At 71.6% G+C, this 15,209-nt stretch carries 15 protein-coding genes; 9 read left to right on the top strand and 6 right to left on the bottom strand.

What is annotated here, in order from left to right; genetic code table 11:
- The first annotated feature begins 216 nt into the window (after nucleotides 1-216).
- Nucleotides 217-912 (top strand): L,D-transpeptidase family protein, encoded by a 696-nt coding sequence (locus ACFW6B_RS25005; RefSeq protein WP_386598924.1) that lies wholly within the window; start codon nucleotides 217-219, stop codon nucleotides 910-912.
- Nucleotides 913-983: 71 nt separating this feature from the next.
- Nucleotides 984-1,175: a hypothetical protein gene (locus tag ACFW6B_RS25010; protein ID WP_386598926.1), complete on the top strand. Its 192-nt coding sequence runs from the start codon at nucleotides 984-986 to the stop codon at nucleotides 1,173-1,175.
- A 120-nt stretch (nucleotides 1,176-1,295) separates the two neighbouring features.
- Here ACFW6B_RS25010 and ACFW6B_RS25015 read toward each other — a convergent pair whose 3' ends face one another.
- Both ACFW6B_RS25015 and ACFW6B_RS25020 read right to left on the bottom strand, forming a co-directional pair.
- On the bottom strand, nucleotides 1,296-2,678 hold the full coding sequence (locus tag ACFW6B_RS25015; RefSeq protein WP_386598928.1) for a S1 family peptidase: 1,383 nt from the start codon (nucleotides 2,676-2,678) through the stop codon (nucleotides 1,296-1,298).
- 233 nt (nucleotides 2,679-2,911) lie between these two features.
- Entirely contained in the window at nucleotides 2,912-4,264 is a 1,353-nt protein-coding gene (locus ACFW6B_RS25020) for an NAD(P)/FAD-dependent oxidoreductase (protein WP_386598930.1), read from the bottom strand.
- A gap of 257 nt (nucleotides 4,265-4,521) precedes the next feature.
- On the opposite strand from ACFW6B_RS25020, the gene ACFW6B_RS25025 reads away from it, so the two are divergent.
- From ACFW6B_RS25025 to ACFW6B_RS25040, 4 genes are all read left to right on the top strand, one after another.
- Nucleotides 4,522-5,157, top strand: coding sequence for an HAD family acid phosphatase (locus ACFW6B_RS25025; RefSeq protein ID WP_386598932.1), 636 nt, complete (start codon nucleotides 4,522-4,524; stop codon nucleotides 5,155-5,157).
- Between the two features lie 55 nt (nucleotides 5,158-5,212).
- Nucleotides 5,213-5,599, top strand: a complete 387-nt coding sequence (locus tag ACFW6B_RS25030; RefSeq protein WP_386598934.1) for a PPOX class F420-dependent oxidoreductase — start codon at nucleotides 5,213-5,215, stop codon at nucleotides 5,597-5,599.
- A gap of 390 nt (nucleotides 5,600-5,989) precedes the next feature.
- Nucleotides 5,990-6,982 carry a polysaccharide lyase family 1 protein gene (locus tag ACFW6B_RS25035; RefSeq protein WP_386598936.1) on the top strand — a complete coding sequence of 331 codons (993 nt, stop codon included), beginning with the start codon at nucleotides 5,990-5,992 and terminating at the stop codon, nucleotides 6,980-6,982.
- 40 nt (nucleotides 6,983-7,022) lie between these two features.
- Entirely contained in the window at nucleotides 7,023-7,829 is an 807-nt protein-coding gene (locus ACFW6B_RS25040; RefSeq protein WP_386598938.1) for a pectate lyase, read from the top strand.
- Between the two features lie 127 nt (nucleotides 7,830-7,956).
- Here the strand turns inward: ACFW6B_RS25040 and ACFW6B_RS25045 are convergent, their stop codons facing one another.
- The 3 genes from ACFW6B_RS25045 to ACFW6B_RS25055 all read right to left on the bottom strand — a co-directional run bounded on the left by ACFW6B_RS25045 (nucleotide 7,957) and on the right by ACFW6B_RS25055 (nucleotide 9,957).
- Entirely contained in the window at nucleotides 7,957-8,328 is a 372-nt protein-coding gene (locus ACFW6B_RS25045; RefSeq protein ID WP_386599022.1) for a Zn-ribbon domain-containing OB-fold protein, read from the bottom strand.
- 207 nt (nucleotides 8,329-8,535) lie between these two features.
- Entirely contained in the window at nucleotides 8,536-9,204 is a 669-nt protein-coding gene (locus ACFW6B_RS25050) for a TetR family transcriptional regulator (protein WP_386599024.1), read from the bottom strand.
- A 393-nt stretch (nucleotides 9,205-9,597) separates the two neighbouring features.
- Nucleotides 9,598-9,957 (bottom strand): luciferase family protein, encoded by a 360-nt coding sequence (locus tag ACFW6B_RS25055; protein WP_386598940.1) that lies wholly within the window; start codon nucleotides 9,955-9,957, stop codon nucleotides 9,598-9,600.
- A 338-nt stretch (nucleotides 9,958-10,295) separates the two neighbouring features.
- Between ACFW6B_RS25055 and ACFW6B_RS25060 the strand changes: the two genes are divergently transcribed.
- Nucleotides 10,296-11,117 carry a peptidoglycan-binding protein gene (locus tag ACFW6B_RS25060; RefSeq protein ID WP_386598942.1) on the top strand — a complete coding sequence of 274 codons (822 nt, stop codon included), beginning with the start codon at nucleotides 10,296-10,298 and terminating at the stop codon, nucleotides 11,115-11,117.
- Nucleotides 11,118-11,257: 140 nt separating this feature from the next.
- On the opposite strand, the gene ACFW6B_RS25065 is transcribed toward ACFW6B_RS25060, so the two are convergent.
- The gene (locus tag ACFW6B_RS25065; RefSeq protein ID WP_386598944.1) at nucleotides 11,258-11,935 is read right to left on the bottom strand and encodes a nucleoside/nucleotide kinase family protein; all 678 of its coding nucleotides are present in this window, start codon (nucleotides 11,933-11,935) and stop codon (nucleotides 11,258-11,260) included.
- A gap of 177 nt (nucleotides 11,936-12,112) precedes the next feature.
- Between ACFW6B_RS25065 and ACFW6B_RS25070 the strand changes: the two genes are divergently transcribed.
- Nucleotides 12,113-12,850, top strand: a complete 738-nt coding sequence (locus ACFW6B_RS25070; RefSeq protein ID WP_386598946.1) for an HAD family hydrolase — start codon at nucleotides 12,113-12,115, stop codon at nucleotides 12,848-12,850.
- Nucleotides 12,847-15,192, top strand: a complete 2,346-nt coding sequence (locus ACFW6B_RS25075) for a glycoside hydrolase family 65 protein (RefSeq protein ID WP_386598948.1) — start codon at nucleotides 12,847-12,849, stop codon at nucleotides 15,190-15,192. Before ACFW6B_RS25070 ends, ACFW6B_RS25075 begins: the two co-directional genes overlap by 4 nt.
- The last annotated feature ends 17 nt before the right edge of the window (nucleotides 15,193-15,209 follow it).

The following is a 15,209-nucleotide window of genomic DNA, read 5'->3' on the forward strand; positions in this document are numbered from 1 at the left end:
AACGCCCGTCGAAAGAGCGGTCCACTTCGGGGAAACCGGACCGGTCCGCCGCGGGTGCCCGTCGGCGTCCGGCGGCGCCGGAGCGCGGCCGGGACCGGAGCCGTGCGGCGAGGAATGTCACGGTTTCGTTCCTGTCCGCCCGGCCGTACAACGCAATACCCTCAAGGGCTGTCTCAGCAGACAGACGGAACGACGAACACAACAGGAAGGTCCGCCATGGGGGACACACGCAGGCGGGGAGTCGTCGCGCTCGGACTCACGGGACTGGTCGCACCGCTCACCCTCGCGCTGGGCGCGACGCCCGCCCAGGCCGCGAGCTGCACGACGGCCGCAGGCCCGTACCAGAAGCAGGTGGAGAAGTTCCTCGGGCGGCCCGTCGACGGCCGGCAGTCCACCACCGACTGCAAGGCGATCCAGGCCTTCCAGAACAAGCACGGCATCACCCCGAACATCGGGTACGCGGGTCCCGTCACCTGGGGCGTGATGGACCTCATGAACAAGCAGAAGGCCGTGGGGACCAACCCCAACCGGGACGGCAGGTGCCCGGTCAACAAGGGCCGTATCGCCTGCGTCAACCTCACGCTCCAGCTCAGCTGGATCCAGGACGGCAGCCGCCTGGTCTACGGACCGGTCCCGGTCCGCACCGGCAGGAACGGCTACGAGACCCGCACCGGTCTGAAGAAGATCTACTGGCGTCACATCGACCACGTCTCGAGCATCTACAACGTGCCCATGCCGTACAGCCAGTTCTTCGACGGCGGTCAGGCCTTCCACTCGGTGGGCGTGAGCATGTGGAACCCGCCGGGCTCGCACGGCTGCGTCAACATGACCTCGACGACGGCCAAGAAGTACTGGTCGCTGCTCAGGAACGGTGACGACGTCTACGTGTACGGCCGCAAGCCCGGAACGTGAGTGACGAGCTTCACGGTCCGTTATGTCGCTCCGTGGGGCATTGCTCACATCATCTTCACGTCGAGAGTCGTATGCTTCACGCCATGTGCACCACTCTTGACAACGACACTCAGCGATCCGCTGCCGAAGTCAACGAGGAGATCCGGGCTCTCTGGTTCCGGGCGGGTGGGTCGCTGAACATGGACGAGCGGCGCGAGTACCAGCGCCTCGTTCTCGAGTGGGCGAAGGCCGCCGAGTCGTCGTCGGCGACCCGGGTCGCCTGACCCTCCGCGTCCGGCAGGGCTCCCCGCTCCGGGGAGCCGTCGCCCCGGACCTCCACGGCGGCCTCGGACCCCGCTCCACGCGGACCCGGCTCCGGTCAACCGGCACCGGGTCCGAACCGATCAGCCCCAGCTCTGTGAATACTGCCGCCGGTAGGCGTTGCGGTCCTGCTCGGTACGGATGAACCGCGTCGCCACCAGCGCGATGACGCTTCCCCCGATGACCAGCATGCCGGGGCCGGCGTTCTGCGGGTCGGTGAGTGCTGAGAGGAACGTCCCGGCCGTCCCCGTCCCGCCCACCGCCTCCACCGCGCCCGGAGCGGCCGAACCCGGAGCCGAGGCCATCGCCGAGGCCGACGACGAGGGGGCGAGGGACGGCTGGGCCGCGCCGCCGGCGCCCTGCGCGGGCTGGCCCGCGAGCGTCACCGCCAGCGCCGTCAGCGCCTTGGTGACCGGCTGGAAGAACGTCGTACCGCCGGTCCTGCAGTCCCCGTTGCCGCCCGACGTCACCCCGAGCGCGATGCCCTCGGAGAACAACGGGCCGCCGCTGTCGCCCGGTTCGGCGCACACCGTCGTCTCGACCAGCCCGGTGACCGTGCCCTCCGGGTAGTTGACCGTCGCGTTGAGCGCCGTCACCTTGCCGTCGCGCAGTCCGGTGGTGCTGCCGCTGCGGAAGACCCGCTGGCCCACGGTCGGATCGGCGACGCCGGTGATCCGTACGCCGTTGCCGTCGCCGATGGAGACGATGTTGCTCCCGGCCTTGGGCTCCTGCCCGATGTCGTACTGGATCAGCGAGAAGTCGCTGCCGGGGAACGCCGTGGTGACCGTGCGGCCCACCTGCTGCTGACCGGTGTTGTCGGAGAACCAGACCGAGCCGGCGGGGCCGCAGTGTCCGGCCGTGAGGATGAACTCGCTCTGCCCGTTGGTCACGTTGAAGCCCGCCGAGCAGCGGCCGCCGGTCGAGAAGATCCCCTGCGCGCCGTTCACCCGCGTGGTGAACGTGCCCTGGGTCCGCTGCATCCGCACCGAGTCGCCGATGCCGTCGGCCAGCTTCGTCATCCGCGACCAGTCGGCGGCGGAGACCGTGCTGTCGGCCTGCACCACCACCTCGTTCTTCGTGTAGTCGACCGCCCACGCCGTACCCGGTACCCGGGGCGCCGAACCGAGCTCCTTCGTCGCGGACTTGAGGTCCTGCAAGCTGTGCGTCACGACCTTCGGGCGGGCACCCGCCCGCTTCACCGCGTCCGCCGCGTCCGCGTCGGTGACCGCGACGACGGGGGTACCGTCGGCGGCTATCCAGTTGCCGGCCGTCCGTGAGGAACCCAGCCGGGACACGAGACCGGCACCGGTGTCCGCCGCGAGCCGCGCCGAACTCGCGTCGGTGCCCGCCGCGTCGGACGGTTCGCTCGCCACGGCGCGCGTCACCATGAACCCTCCGCAGAGCAGTCCGCCGACGGCGGCCAAGCGCGCCCCCCGTTGGACGATCCGTCGTCGTGCGTGCCTCATGCGTGGGCTCCCGAAACCGTGCGGAGCGGCGTCCCCGCCGCCGAAGGCCCCGGTCGAGGGCCCTCACCCTCATACGTGCGCCCCGGCCCGGTTGTTCACCACCGTGCGGAGCTGTCGCGGAGGTGGCCGATTCGCGCCGACGGCGCCCGGCCCGGGAGCGCGCACGGGCCGGCCCCGCCACCCGGGCGGGACCGGCGAGACGGGCGGGACCGGTCGGGAGTGTCCGATATGCCCTAGGCGTCGGCCCGGGTGCGGGCGGTCACCTCGTCCCGGGTCAGATACACGTCCGTACGCTCGAAGTCCCGCAGGGTCCCCTTGCGGTCCGCGAGGAAGCCGGTGCGGACGAAGTCGTCGCCCGCGACGGCGTTCAGGAGCCAGTTGGCGCCCGTACGGAACCGGGCGGCGCCCGTCCGCAGCGCGTACAGGTGGTATCCGCGGGCCACGAGCTGCGCGGGCGCGCCCTTGAGGCCGATGCCGAGCGGTTTGGACACGGCGTCGTGGCCGCCGAGGTCGACCACCAGACCGAGGTCCTTGTGCCGGTACGGCAGGGTGGGCTGTCCGCGCAGCCTCGCCGCCAGGACCCCGGCCGCGTGCCGGCCCTGCCGGGCCGCGTGCTGGGCGGTCGGCGGGCAGGGAGAGCCGTCGCCCTTGGCCAGATCGGGCACCGCCGCCGCGTCGCCCAGCGCGAAGACCCCGTCGAGCCCCGGGACCCTGAAGTCGGGCTCGGTGACGAGCCGTCCGCGCACGGTCTCCGAGCCCAGCGAGTCGACCAGCGGACTCGCCGCGACGCCCGCGGTCCACACCAGCGTCCGCGACGGCAGCACCCGTCCGTCGGTGAGGGTGATCCGGTCCTTGGTGACGGAGGCGACGGAAGTGCCCAGCGAGATCCGTACGCCGCGGTCGCCGAGCATCCGCAGCGCGCTCGCGCCCAGCTTGTCCCCCAGTTCGGGCAGCAGCTTCGGAGCGACGTCGATCAGGTGCCACTTGATGAGGCCGGGGTCGAGGCGCGGGTGGTAGCGCCGTGCCGCCGCGGTCGTCAGACGCTGCAGACAGGCGGCCGTCTCGGTGCCCGCGTATCCGCCGCCGACCACCACGAACTGGAGCCGCGCGGCCCGCTCCTCGTGGTCCGGCGTGGCCGCCGCCAGGTCGAGTTGGGCGATCACGTGGTCACGCAGGTACACGGCCTGGGCGAGCGTCTTCATGCCGCGCGCCTCCTCCGCCAGCCCGGGGATGTCGAAGGTGCGCGTCACGCTGCCCGGAGTGAGCACCAGGTAGTCGTAGCGCAGGTCGACGAGGTCCCCGGTGATCTTCCGGACCACGCACACCTTGGCCTCCGGATCGACACCGATCACCCCGCCCGGCACCAGCACGGTGCGCCGCAGGATCCGGCGCAGCGAGGGCGCGACGGACTGGGGCGTGACGACACCCGCGGCGACATGGGGCAGCAACGGCAGATAGAGCTGGTAGTCGGTGGGGCTGACCAGGGTGACCCGGGCCTCGCCGGGGGTGAGGGTCCGTTCCAGGCTTCTGGCGGCCTCGACTCCGGCGAAACCCGCGCCGACGACGACGATGTTCGGTCCTTGCATCAGAGCAGCCTCTCTCCACTGGTGCCAGCCGCGAGCCCAGGCTCACACGGGCCGCGGACGTGTGCCACTGCACCGCGCGTACCCCGAAGCGTGTGAATCACGATCTCTACCGATCGGTAACTGCCTCTTCCTCCTTCGTACACGCGCTGCCAGGATCATTTCTGCCGCGGCGGCGGTCCCAGGCACCGTCGCCGTCTCGACGCGTGGGTTCGACCGACTCACGCGCTCCGACCGACAGTTGTGAAAAGGGGACAGGCATGACGGGACACGGTGTGGCGCGACGGATGGGTGCGGTGTCGGTGGTCGTGGCGCTCGGGATCGGGGGGACGGTCGGCGTGGCGGGTTCCGCCGCCGCTGCCCCGGCCCAGGCGGTCGCGAGCGTCTCCGCGCCGGCGGGCGTCGACTACGCCACCTGGCAGAGCGACGTCCGGACCGTCATCGACCAGGCGCTGCCGTACGTCGAGCAGCGCACCGCCGGCGCCGACGGCAAGAAGCTCGCGGTCGTCTTCGACATCGACAACACCGTGCTGGAGACGGACTTCCACCCGTGGTACGAGCTGCCCACCCCGGCGGTCGAGGCCTCGCTGGGGCTCGCCCGCTACGCGCACTCCCGGGGCGTGGCCGTCTTCTTCGTGACCGCCCGTCCCGGCATCATCGCCGGTGAGACGAAGTGGAACCTGAAGTCCGTCGGCTACCCGGTCGACGGACTCTACGTACGTGACCTGCCGGACCTCTTCGCCGAGGTCAGCGCCTACAAGACCGGCAAGCGCGCGCAGATCGAGTCGCTCGGCTACACGATCATCGCCAACGTCGGCAACAACACCACGGACCTGGTCGGCGGCCACGCGGAGCGCACGTTCAAGCTGCCGGACTACGACGGCAAGCTGTCCTGACCCGGGCGGCTCGGGCACCGGCGGGGCCGCGGACCGGCGCGCTTACACTTCGGCCATGGACGAGGCCTCGCTGGACGCGCTGGGATCGGGCAAGTACCTGCTGATCACCAGCTATCGAAAGAACGGCACGGGGGTCGCCACACCCGTGTGGGTGGTGCGGGACGGCTCGGCGCTGGGCGCCTGGACCGTCGCGGACAGCTGGAAGGTGAAGCGCATCCGCAACCGGGCCGACGTGCTGGTCGGCCCGTGCGACGTGCGCGGCAGGCCGACGGGGGAACCGGTCTCCGCCACCGCGGAGATCGTCGGCGCGGCGGAGACGGCCCGCTACCGCAAGCTCATCGCCCGCAAGTACGGGCTGACGGGCCGTCTCACGCTGTTCGGCAGCCGCCTGCGCCGCGGCGAGAGCGGCACGGTCGGCATCCGCATCACCCTGTCCCCGTGACGTGTCACCGGTCCTCGTGACGTAGTCCCTCCGTAGCTCGCACAGTGTCCCGGGAGGGCGCCCTCGGCGCCCTCCCGTCCGCGTGTGTGCCACCTCTTCGGGCGTCCGTCGGCGCCTCCGGGTCCGTGCCCGGGCGGGAGTTGGCCGGATGTGTACCGCGGGAGACGTTGACTAGAAAGCGCTTACCGCCTACGTTCCCGTTCAGCAGCGTGACCCGTGCGAGGCATCTCGTATACGAGACATCAGATCCCCGAGCCGCACCACCTGGGCAAGTGGCACCATTCCACCCGCGTTCGGTCCATGAACGTCGGCGCCTCGCATCCACGCTGTTCAGATACAGGTACGTCATTCGTGTACATGTCCAGAGTCGCCCCTGAAGGGACACCCCGCATGAGTACGCGCCCCCCACACGAGCACCTCCCGCACGAGCGTTCCCGCCCGGCCCTGACGGCGGCCGGGGCCGCCGTCCTGGCGGTCGCCATGGCTCTCGTGCTGCCGCAGTCGGCCCGGGCCGCCGAGACCGCGCCGGTCGGCTTCGGCGCCGGGACCACCGGCGGCGGCGGCGCGAGTGCCGTCACCGTCACGACGCTCGCCGCCTTCAAGACGGCCGTCACCGGTGACACGGCCAAGGTCGTGAAGGTCAGCGGTCTGATCCCGCTCAGCGGGCAGATCGACATCGGCTCCAACACCACGGTCCTGGGCGTCGGTTCGTCGTCCGGGTTCACCGGCGGCGGACTGCGTCTGAAGAAGGTCACCAACGTCGTCGTCCGCAACCTGAACATCAGCAAGCCGGTCGCGCCCGCCGACGGGATCACCGTGCAGGCGTCGACGAAGGTGTGGATCGACCACAACGCCTTCTCGGCCGACCGCGACCACGACAAGGACTACTACGACGGCCTGGTCGACATCACCCACGCCTCGGACCAGGTCACGGTCTCCTGGAACACCTTCAAGAACCACTACAAGGGCTCGCTCGTCGGCCACAGCGACAACAACACCGCCGAGGACACCGGGCACTTGCGGGTGACGTACCACCACAACTGGTTCGACAACGTCAACTCCCGCATCCCCAGCCTGCGTTTCGGCACCGGGCACTTCTACGACAACTACGTCGTCGGCGCCGCGACCGCCGTGCACTCCCGCATGGGCGCCCAGATGCTCGTCGAGAACAACGTCTTCCGGAGCACGGCGGTCGCCGTCACCACGAACCGCGACAGCGACGTGGACGGCTACGCCAACCTCACCGGCAACGATCTCGGCGGGGCCGCGACCGAGATCTCCCGGGTCGGCACGTTCACGAAGCCGCCGTACGGCTACACCGCCGAGCCGGCCTCGGCCGTCGTCTCCTCGGTGACGTCCGGCGCGGGCGCCGGAAAGCTCTGACGGCCACTCCACCACCCCCACGACAGGAAGGCATCGGAACATGACCTCATCGGCACACCCGCGCGCCGGGCGACGCGCCCTCACGGGAACCCTCGCCGCTCTCGGTCTCTCGGCCGCCATGCTGATGGCCGACGGCGCCCTGACACCGGCGAGCGCCGCGACCTGGCCCACCGCGACCGGCAGTCAGGCCGTCTCCGCCACCATCTCGGTCTCCGGCACCAAGGACTACGGGATGAAGCGCCTCTACGGCACCGGCGACCTGGGCAGCGGCAGCCAGGACGAGGACCAGGGGCCGATCCTGGAGCTGGCCGCGGGAACCGTCCTGAAGAACGTCATCATCGGCTCGCCCGCCGCGGACGGCATCCACTGCCTGGGCAGCTGCACGCTGCAGAACGTCTGGTGGGAGGACGTCGGTGAGGACGCGGCGACGTTCCTCGGCTCCTCCTCGTCCAACGTCTACACCGTCAGCGGCGGCGGCGCGAAGGAGGCCAGCGACAAGGTGTTCCAGTTCAACGGCGCCGGAACGCTGAACGTCTCGAACTTCGCGGTGCAGACCTTCGGCACGTTCGTCCGCTCCTGCGGCAACTGCAGGACGCAGTACAAGCGGACGATCAACCTCAACACCATCGAGGCGACCTACAAGGGCAGCAAGCTCGTCGGCATCAACACCAACTACGGCGACAGCGCCACCCTGAAGTCCATCAGGATCGTCGGGGACAGCAGCAAGAAGATCGTCCCCTGCCAGAAGTACACCGGCAACAACACCGGTGCCGAACCGACCACGAACGGCAGCGGTCCCGACGGCACCTACTGCAAGTACGCGACGTCCGACATCACCTACGGCTGACGGTCGTCACCCCGCGGCTGAACGGGCCGGTCCCGCAAGCCGGTTCGTTCGGCCGCGCACGGCTCCTCGCCACCGGCCGCCGTTTCCCGGGGCGGGCGGACGACGGTCCCGGCGCGGGACGCGGGGTCTAACCCCAGCTGCCGTACGGGCCGTCGACGAGCTGGAACACCGGCTGCCTGCGCACCGGGTCCTGGGCGGTGGAGAGCTGGACCCGGTCGCCGCTGTGGATGGTGGCGGGCGAACCCATGACCCGGCCCCGGACCGTGAAGCCCTCCGCCATCTCGATGAGGGAGACGTTGCGGGCGGCCGGGGTGTTGCGGTGGATCACCGTGGAGTGGCGCACGACGCCCGTGCCCACGCTCGCCTCCGTACGCAGGTCGCTGCCCGCGCACACGGGACACAGCAGACGGTTGTACATGGCGGTGGCACACCAGTGGCACCGCTGGAAGAGCAGGACGTCCCCGGCGCGTTCCGCCGAAGCGGTGCCGAGACGCTCCACGGAACCGGGGTCGAGCACGTCCGTCGAGGCGTCGAGGCCCGGGTGAAGGGCGATTCCTGGGTGGTACACGATGTCATCTCCCTGCGCTCGGCCGGAATCTGAGGTGCGCGGGTCGCCGTGCACGACCACAGGTTATGGCACTGAGTGTCACCCGTAAAGGCACTCCGTACCCTCAAATGAAGAAGGCCGTGGGCGGGCGGCCCGCGCTCAGCCCCGGGCGAAGGCCGACTCGATCTCCTGGACCACGCGCCACATGGGCGCTCCGCGCCGCGAGACGACGACCACCACGTCCTCCGGTTCCTCCGGCGCCCTTGCGGCGGGCGCGGAGCCGAACGTCCTCTGCACGTAGCCGAGGGCCTGGTCGACCGCCGCCTCGGCGTCCCCGGTCCCGTCCGAACGCAGCCAGGAGCGCAGGGCGTTGTTGTGCGCGGCGACCACGGCCGCGGCGACGACGTCGGCGCGCAGGGTGTCCGCGCGGGCCCCCGCGGAGAGCCCGCGCAGATACTCCGCGAGGGCGCGCTCGTAACGCCAGACGACCGACAGCTCGTATGCGCGCAGTCCCGGCACCTTCTTGGTGAGGCGGTAGCGCTGGACGGAGAACGTCGGGTTCTCCGCGTACATGCGCAGCACGAGCCGTGCGGCGTCGCAGACGCGTCGCACGGGGTCCCCGGTGCCGGCGTCCTCGCCCAGGAACGCCGTCATGTCGGCCAGGCAGCGCTCGTGGTCGGGGAAGACCACGTCCTCCTTGGACGGGAAGTAGCGGAAGAACGAACGCCGGCCCACCCCGGCGAGCGCCACGATGTCGTCGATGGTGGTCTCCTCGTAGCCGCGTTCCAGGAAGAGCTGGAAGGCGGCTCCCACCAGGGCGTCCCGCATCGGCGGTTTGACGGTGGTCGCGTCGGCGGGTTCGCGGCGCCCCGGTGCCTCGTTCATGGTCGGAAACTAGCATCGAAGCCGGGCAGTGGCACTCGGTGCACTTTTGGCAGGGAACTGAGTTCCCTGGACTTTCCCGCCCGGTGTTCGTGCCTGGTCCGTCCCGGATGTCACGGCCCATGCCCGGAGTGCGGTGCTCCTCATGTGGCTGATATGTGCATGTGGATCGACTCCGCCCGCGGGCAGCGAAGTTGACAGCCCATCAGCGGTGATCGAGCATGAGGCCGAGCCGCGGCCCGCCGTGTCGTCACCCCCCGGACGACGCGGTCACGAGAGCCTCGGCACTCGTTCCCGCACGAGTGCCGAGGCTCGGTTTTTTCCTGTCGGGGTTTCCGGTCAGTGGTCGTTACAGGTCGCCGAGAATATGTCGTCGCCCGCCATGTGCCCGTTCCGATGGGCCTGCAGGGCGACGCTCACCAGGGTCAGCAGCAGATCGATGTCCGAGTCGACTTCGAGACGGATGGTCACCCAGCGGGAGCCGGGCACCACGCGGATGGCCGTGGAGGTCCTGAGCTGGTCCTCGAAGCGCCGGATGGCCCGGTCGGTGAGGTGCAGGTCGACATCGTGTTCGGAATGGAAGTGGACGATCTCGCACTGCGCCGCGCACAGTGCGCGCCCCGTGCCGCAACTCGGCCGGGACTCCGCGAGGTCGGGCCAGTCGGCCAGCCGCGTCATGGCTCTGGAGGCCAAGGTCATGCGCCCATCATGACGAGCACACCTCCCGGTCACCAGGACTTGGCGTGGTTGTCATCCCTCCACCGTCTGGCAATGTCCGGTTTTCGCCTGTTAATTGAAGGCGCTTCGACTACCGGCCGGACGGCACCCGGCCGGCGTCCAGGTCGGCACCCCGGACGCCACCTCGGACGGCGCTCCGGCCGGTGCGGCGCGGAGCCGCCCCGGGCGCGATGATCCGCGGCACGGTGAACGGCCCGGCCCGTGCCCGCGTATCACTGCACAGGGACGGCGGGAGACCGCGTGTACGGAGGGAGAGCAGTGTGTCGACACGGCCACGCGGGGGGTCCACCGGGCGCTCCGTGATCGAACCCACGCGCGTCGAGCGAGGCCACCGCTCCGATTCCCTGGCGGAGCTGCTCCGGCAGGTGCGCGAGAAGGAGGGGATGACCGGCGCGGACGACAGTCGTGAGCCCGCCTTCCCGCCGATGCCCCCCTTACCGCCGCGGCCCGTCCCGGTGGAGGACGAGACCGAGGAACTCTTCCCGGTCCCCGGCGCTGAGGACCACACCGGTGAACCGCCCCCGCCCCTCGGCGGCGAGGACTACACCGGCGAACCGTCCCCGCCCCTCGGCGGCGAGGACTACACCGCCGACACCCCGCAGCCGTACGGCACCGGTGCTCCCCGGGCGTACGGCGCCGATACGGCCGGGGGAACACCCGCGGGCGACGGACGCCACGGCGAGAGACGGCCCGGGGGCACCCACGGACCGGCGCGCGGGGGTGCGGGCCTGCGCCGTGCCGCGATCGCGCTCGCCGTCGCGGCGGCGGGCCTGACCGGATTCGCCGCCGCCCTCCTGGTGCCGGGCGCGGCCCGGAACGACGCGTCCGCAGGGCACTCCCCGACGTCACCGGCCGACCCGGCCGCCGACGGCGCGTCCGACCCGGACGGCGCCGGCACGCTCCGGGAGGGTGACAGCGGACCCGAGGTGACGGCGCTTCAGCAGCGTCTGCTCCGCATCCCGAACGTGTACGACCACGGCAGCACCAGCGGTACCTACGACGCCGAGCTCACGGCGGCCGTCGCCCGCTTCCAGCTCTGGTACGGCATCCGGGGCGACGAATCCGGTGTCTACGGCAACGACACCCGGGCCGGCCTGGAGTCCAGGACAGCGGCCCCCTGAGACGGCCGGGGCGGCCCGCGCGGTGACACTCGCTCCCTCCGCCCCGGCCCCCTGCCCGCAGCTCCCGGACACCGTGCGTCCGCGGGGCCGGCGGTCCAAGAGGGCGCCGCGCACGAGGAGTCCGAGGCGAAGGCACGGCCTCACCGGCCCGGCGGCCCCCCTCCGGCCGTCCCGACGACCGCCGCTCCGACGACGAGGTCGGCGCGGTCCCGGGTCGCGGCGACCAGCTCGGCGTTGCGCTGATCCGTTCCGAGCACCCACGCCACCGCCGCGTCGTGGTCCTTCCCGAACTCCTCGTGGCGCGCGACCAGCCGCCGGACACGGTCGGCCTCGTCGGCCTCGCAGAACCACACCTCGTCGAGCTGCGCGCGGGCCCGCGCCCACGCCCCGTCGCCCAGCAGCAGGTAGTTCCCCTCGGTGACGACCAGCCGCGCGGCCCGGGGAACCGCGAGGGCCCCCGCCAGGGGCTGTTCGAGGACCCGCTCGAAACCGGGAGCGTAGACGAGGTCCTCCTCGTCCTCGCGCAGCCTGCGCAGCAGCGCCGCGTACCCCGCCGCGTCGAACGTGTCCGGGGCACCCTTGCGGTCCCGGCGCCCCAGCCGGTCCAGTTCGGCGTCCGCGAGGTGGAACCCGTCCATCGGCACGTGGGCGACCCGGAAGGGCGCGACCGCGTCGAGCCGCCCGACCAGCCGCTCGGCGAGCGTCGTCTTGCCCGACCCGGGACCGCCGGCGATCCCGAGGAGGGCGCGCCGGCCGGGCCGCACGAGCGCGGCGGCCCGTTCCACCAGGTCCTCGAAGGACGGACCCGCCCCGGTCATACGAGCCCGCACGACGGCGCGGGCGCAGTGATCTCCATGCGCTCCAGTATCGACGGCACGCGGCACGGGGGAAGCCCCGCGCCGAACGGGTCCGGTCCGGGGGGCGGTCCCGGGGCCAGGGCGGTGATGTGGCGCGCGCCACCCGGTGGAGGCCCTTCCCGGGGGCAGACTCCTCGTATGACCGATCTCGGCCTGCCGAAGCAGATCCTGGCCTGCCTCTTCGACCTCGACGGGGTCATCACCAGAACCGCGGTGGTCCACGCGGCCGCCTGGAAGAGGACGTTCGACGACTTCCTGCGGGAACGCGACGGCGACGCGTTCCGGCCCTTCGAGGACGCCGACTACACCGCCTACGTGGACGGCATGCCCCGCGCCGACGGCGTACGTTCCTTCCTCGCCTCGCGCGGCATCGAACTCCCCGAGGGGACCCCCGGGGACCCGCCGGACAGGGCCACCGTCCACGGACTCGGCAACCGCAAGAACGCCCTGCTCCTCGACATGATCCGCACCCAGGGGGTCGAGGCGTACGAGGGCACGCTGCGCTACGTCGAGGCGGTCCGGGCACACGGCCTGCGGACCGCGGTCGTCTCCTCCAGCGCCAACTGCCGTGACGTCCTGCGCTCGGTGGGCGCGGAGCACCTCTTCGACGTACGCGTCGACGGCGTCGTCGCCGCCGAACGGCACCTGCCGGGCAAGCCGCGCCCCGACACCTTCCTCGCCGCGGCGAAGGACCTCGGTGTCGAGCCGTCCGAGGCCGCCGTCTTCGAGGACGCGCTCGCCGGCATGGACGCGGGCCGCTCGGGGCACTTCGGGTACGTCGTCGGAGTGGACCGCGTGGGCCAGAGCGCCGCCCTGCGCGCCCACGGCGCCGACATCGTCGTACGGGACCTGGACGAACTGGGGGACCGCGGGTGATCACCCACTCCTCGTACGGAGTCGAGCCCTGGGCCCTGCGCGAGAGCGAGCTGCACCTCGCGCTGCTGCCGCAGAGCGAGTCCGTGTTCGCCCTCGCCAACGGGCACATCGGCTGGCGCGGCAACCTCGACGAGGGCGAGCCCCACGGCCTGCCCGGCTCCTACCTGGGCGGTGTCCACGAGACACACCCGCTGCCCTACGCGGAGGCGGGCTACGGCTATCCGGAGTCCGGGCAGACCGTCATCAACGTCACCAACGGCAAGATCGTCCGGCTGCTCGTCGACGACGAGCCGTTCGACCTGCGCTACGGACGGCTGCGCTCCCACGAACGCGTCCTCGACCTGCGCACCGGGCTGCTCACCCGGACCTGCGAATGGACCTCGCCGGCCGGCTCCACGGTCCGGGTGCGCTCCACCCGGCTCGTCTCCTTCACCCAGCGGGCGATCGGCGCCGTCGCCTACGAGGTGGAGGCCGTCGACAGCCGGACCAGGGTGGTCGTCCAGTCCGAGCTGGTCGCCAACGAGCAACTGCCCGGCCGCGGCGGCGACCCCCGGGCGGCGGTCGCACTGGACTCACCGCTGGAGGCGGAGGAGCACTTCGCGGCGGGAGGCCGGCTGAGGCTCGTGCACCGCACCCGGCGCAGCGCCCTGCGGGTCGCGGCCGCAGCGGACCACTCGGTCAGCGGCCCCGGCAGGACCACCCTGAGCAGCGAGAGCAGCGACGACCTCGCCCGGCTGACCGTCACCTCCGTGCTGGAGCCGGGCCACACCCTGCGCCTGGAGAAGACCGTCTCCTACGGCTGGTCCGGCAACCGCTCCCTGCCCGCCCTGCGCGACCAGGTCGACGCGGCCCTCGCCGCGGCCCGGCACAGCGGCTGGCAGCGGCTCGTCGACGAACAGCGCGCCTACCTCGACGACTTCTGGGACCGCGCCGACGTCGAGGTGGACGGCGACGAGGAGATCCAGCAGGCCGTCCGCTTCGCCCTCTTCCACGTGCTCCAGGCGGGCGCTCGCGCCGAGCGGCGCGCCATCCCCGCCAAGGGCCTGACCGGCTCCGGCTACGACGGCCACGCCTTCTGGGACACCGAGACCTTCGTCCTCCCGCTGCTCACCTACACCTCGCCCGGCGCCGTCGCCGAGGCGCTGCGCTGGCGCCACAGCACCCTCGGGGCCGCACGCGAACGGGCCGTCCAGCTCGGGCTGCGCGGAGCGGCGTTCCCGTGGCGGACCATAGCGGGATCGGAGGGCTCGGCGTACTGGCCGGCCGGCACCGCCGCGTTCCACGTCAACGCCGACATCGCCGACGCCGTCGTCCGCTACACCGCCACCACGGGCGACACGCGTTTCGAACGCGACACCGGCGTCGAGCTGCTGACCGAGACGGCACGGCTGTGGCGCTCCCTCGGGCACCACGACCACCAGGGGAGGTTCCACATCGACGGGGTGACAGGACCCGACGAGTACAGCGCCGTCGCCGACGACAACACGTACACCAACCTGATGGCCCGCGCGAACCTCCTGGCCGCCGCCGACGCCGTCGAACGGCACCCCCGGCGGGCCGCGGAACTCGGCGTCGACGAGGAGGAGAGCGCGGCCTGGCGCGACGCAGCCGAGGCCATGCACATCCCCTACAACCACGAACTCGGCGTCCACGAGCAGCACGCCGGGTTCACCCGCTATCAGCGCTGGGACTTCGCCGCCACCCGCCCCGACCAGTACCCGCTGATGCTGCACTTCCCCTACTTCGACATCTACCGCAAGCAGGTCGTCAAACAGGCCGACCTGGTGCTCGCCCTCTACAAGTGCAGCCCCTTCTTCGACGACGAGCACAAGGCCCGGAACTTCGCCTACTACGAACCCCTCACCGTCCGCGACTCCTCCCTGTCGGCCTGCTGCCAGGCCGTGATCGCCGCCGAGACCGGCCGTCCCGGCCTCGCCTACGACTACCTCGTCGAGGCGGCGCTGATGGATCTGGAGGACCTGGAGCACAACACCCGCGACGGCCTGCACATCGCCTCCCTCGCCGGGACCTGGACGGCACTGGTCGCCGGCTTCGGAGGGCTGCGCCACCACGGGGACACCCTGGAGTTCGCGCCCCGGCTGCCGGAACGCCTCAGGCGCCTCGCCTTCTCCCTGGAGGTGCTCGGCCGCCGGCTGCGCGTGGAGATCGAGCAGGACGTCGCCACCTACACGCTCACGTCCGGTGACCCGCTGGAGATCAGCCACCACCGCGAACCCGTCACGGTCGGCGCGGGCGAACCCCGCAGCCTGCCCATCCCGGCGCAGCGCCTGCGTCCCGCCCCGGACCAGCCGCCGCACCGGCGGCCGAACTCCCGGGACTGAGACGCGGCGCGGGCCTC

Origin of the sequence: Streptomyces sp. NPDC058751, assembly GCF_042746485.1 — a bacterium.
In the GTDB taxonomy this organism is placed as follows: domain Bacteria; phylum Actinomycetota; class Actinomycetes; order Streptomycetales; family Streptomycetaceae; genus Streptomyces.